The sequence below is a fragment of the Nostoc cf. edaphicum LEGE 07299 genome, assembly GCF_015207245.1.
Lineage (GTDB): Bacteria > Cyanobacteriota > Cyanobacteriia > Cyanobacteriales > Nostocaceae > Nostoc > Nostoc edaphicum_B.
Window position 1 is genome coordinate 1 of sequence record NZ_JADEXF010000937.1, and the last position, 2,734, is coordinate 2,734.

General features: G+C 43.8%; 2 protein-coding genes. One reads left to right on the forward strand and one right to left on the reverse strand.

Going from position 1 to position 2,734, the window contains the following annotated elements:
• Positions 1 to 117 precede the first annotated feature (117 nt).
• Entirely contained in the window at positions 118 to 1,380 is a 1,263-nt protein-coding gene (locus IQ229_RS22825) for an HhoA/HhoB/HtrA family serine endopeptidase (protein WP_194047672.1), read from the reverse strand.
• Positions 1,381 to 1,689: 309 nt separating this feature from the next.
• Between IQ229_RS22825 and IQ229_RS22830 the strand changes: the two genes are divergently transcribed.
• Complete coding sequence (locus IQ229_RS22830) at positions 1,690 to 2,586, forward strand: ATP adenylyltransferase family protein (RefSeq protein WP_194047674.1); 897 nt, start codon at positions 1,690 to 1,692, stop codon at positions 2,584 to 2,586.
• The last annotated feature ends 148 nt before the right edge of the window (positions 2,587 to 2,734 follow it).

A 2,734-nucleotide genomic window follows, 5' to 3' on the forward strand; every position in this document is an offset into this window, starting at 1 on the left:
GTGCCTATCTGACGGCAATAGTGGTTACTGCAATTCAATTTTGCCACCTGAAAAAAAGGGACGAGTAAAATACCCATCCCAAAAAATTCCCTGTTACTCAATTGACTAGCAAAATTTTTATTGCACTTGCACGGGGAAAGCACCAGGCTGTACAGCTATGTTAAGATTCTGCCCATTGCGACGTAATTCCATACGTAAATCGCTCCCGACTTGGCTATTTTCTACTGCCCTTTGGACACTGCTGGCATCTGTGACTGCTTGACCTCCAAGCGTTTGGATCACATCACCAGCACGTATCCCTGCTTTAGCAGCTGGTGAATTTGGTACAACTTTTACAACTAATACACCTTTATCTTCATTCACACTCAAACCCATGTTGGGATCTGAGTTGATATTTTGTTTTAGCTGAGGTGTTAACCCCACCATCTGAATTCCCAAGTAAGGATGTTCTACTTTACCTGTAGCTATGAGTTGACTAGAAATGCGTTGTACTGTCTTGATGGGAATAGCAAAGCCTAATCCTTGTGCTCCTTGGATTATAGCTGTATTCATGGCAATTACCTGGCCACGAGAATTTAACAGGGGGCCGCCGGAGTTACCGGGATTAATCGCTGCATCAGTTTGAATATACTCTACTCGCTTATCGGCAGCACCGATTAGATTACTACTGCGTCCAGTAGCACTGATGATTCCGGTAGTTACTGTATTATCTAATCCAAGGGGGTTGCCGATCGCGATCGCCCATTCTCCCGGTTGCAGTTGATCTGAGTTACCCAAGGCTACTGAAGGTAGATTCTCTGCCTGAACCTTGATAACAGCAACGTCGGTTAATTCATCTTTTCCTAACACCTTACCTTGCAAGGTGCGCCCATCCTTGAGTGTCACTGTCACTGTATCAGCACCATCTACCACATGGGCATTAGTAAGAATCCGACCATCGGCACTGATGATAAAACCTGAACCAGTGCCCCGTTCTACCCTTTCTCTTGATTGTGGCAATTGGGAACCAAAAAAGCGGCGAAAAAACGGATCGTTAAATTCATCTGGTATCCGGGTTCTGACGGTTCGGGAAGAGTTAATCCGCACTACTGCTGGCCCGACATTTTGCACCACTCGTGTTACAAAGTTAGGATCTGTGGCGGCTGGCAATGGAAGAGCAGCATTTACTCGACTAACTGCCAAATTAGATGCACTCTCAGACATTTGCCGAGAGTTTCCAGCAATATAGCCGCCTGCCAATGTCATACCTGATCCCAGCAGCACCAGCGATAGAGAGGCAGCAGCCTTTTTCCAGGGTGCTTGATTACGGTATTTGGCATCAGCAGTGTTATGTAAAATGCTATTTGATGGGTGTTCTCTGTTGCGAGATTCGTTTTGCATTGCTGTCTGGAAGGATTAGATATATTACTAATGTAGATATGATTTGTGACAGTTTTGTTGCGAAGGTATTGCGTTGTTGTGAAAGCTTTGGTATTTTATTGAACCGTATTGGAATATAGTCATTCGTAGAGACGTACATCGCTGCGTACTCTTTACCAAATTTAGTGCTGAGTGCCGAGTGCTGAGGAAATTAAGAATTACTTAGTATTTATGTACTTGGGTTTGAGCAAGACCCCTTGTGGGCGGTCTTTAAACTCAGAACTCAGCACTCGGAACTCAGCACTCTTCATCATGCCTGAAGGAATAAAAATGGCACAGGGGAAAATCCTACTTAAACCTGACACTTTATGGACAAGTGTTAAAGAACGAACTGAATATGCTTTGCAATGCGGGGCGCTACTCTCGATTCCGACAGAATTTGAATTTGTTGAACAGGATGGCGTGCGCTTTTTGGTACGGATTTTGTCTAACCTGAATCGCAAAAAAGCGGCTAAGAAGAAACAGGAAAAACAATCTGCTACTGCTGGTGAAGAGTTTAATCCTTTTTTGCCCTACGAAGAAGATTTATTTGTGGCGGATATCTCCGATACCCATGTATGTATTTTAAATAAATTCAATGTTGTAGATTATCATCTGCTAATCATCACTCGTAGCTTCGAGGAACAAGAAAGCTTACTCACTCTGGAAGATTTTACGGCTATGTGGGCGTGTTTGGCTGATTTCGATGGTTTAGCATTTTACAACAGTAACAAAACCGCAGGTGCTAGTCAGCGACACAAGCACTTACAATTAGTACCCCTACCACTTGCACCTTCAGGGTTGCAAATACCAATTGAAGCTTTGCTAACGTCAGCACAATTTCAAAACTCGAATGCAACTTTAGCAAAACTTCCCTTTGTACATGCTTTCGCACCATTAAATTCTAATTGGGTGCGATCGCCATTAGCAGGGGCACAAGCAACACTGGAAATTTATCGCACTTTGCGTCATGCTGTGGGTTTAGATGCAAAACAATCTGGTGCTTACAATCTGCTAGCGACACGAGAATGGATGTTAATCGTACCGCGATCGCAGGAGCATTTCCAATCTATCTCTGTGAATTCATTAGGATTCGCTGGTGCCCTACTCGTGCGAAACGCAGCAGAAATGGAGATTCTCAAAACCCAAGGGCCGATGACTATTCTTAAAAATGTTGCTGTATTCTAATTGAGTTAGTGGGGTATACAGCAATACAGTTCAGTTAAGCAATTTTTTCCTTCTCTTTCTTCTCTCTGCGTCCTCTGCGCCTTCTCTACGAGACGCTACGCGAAGGCGGTTCGTTAAAAAATTGACCTGGATAACAGAGTTTTAGCCT

Excerpts from the sequence above, each read along its gene's own strand:
- IQ229_RS22825 (WP_194047672.1), bottom strand. The coding sequence starts at position 1,380 with ATGCAAAACGAATCTCGCAACAGAGAACACCCATCAAATAGCATTTTA.
- IQ229_RS22830 (WP_194047674.1), top strand. The coding sequence starts at position 1,690 with ATGGCACAGGGGAAAATCCTACTTAAACCTGACACTTTATGGACAAGT.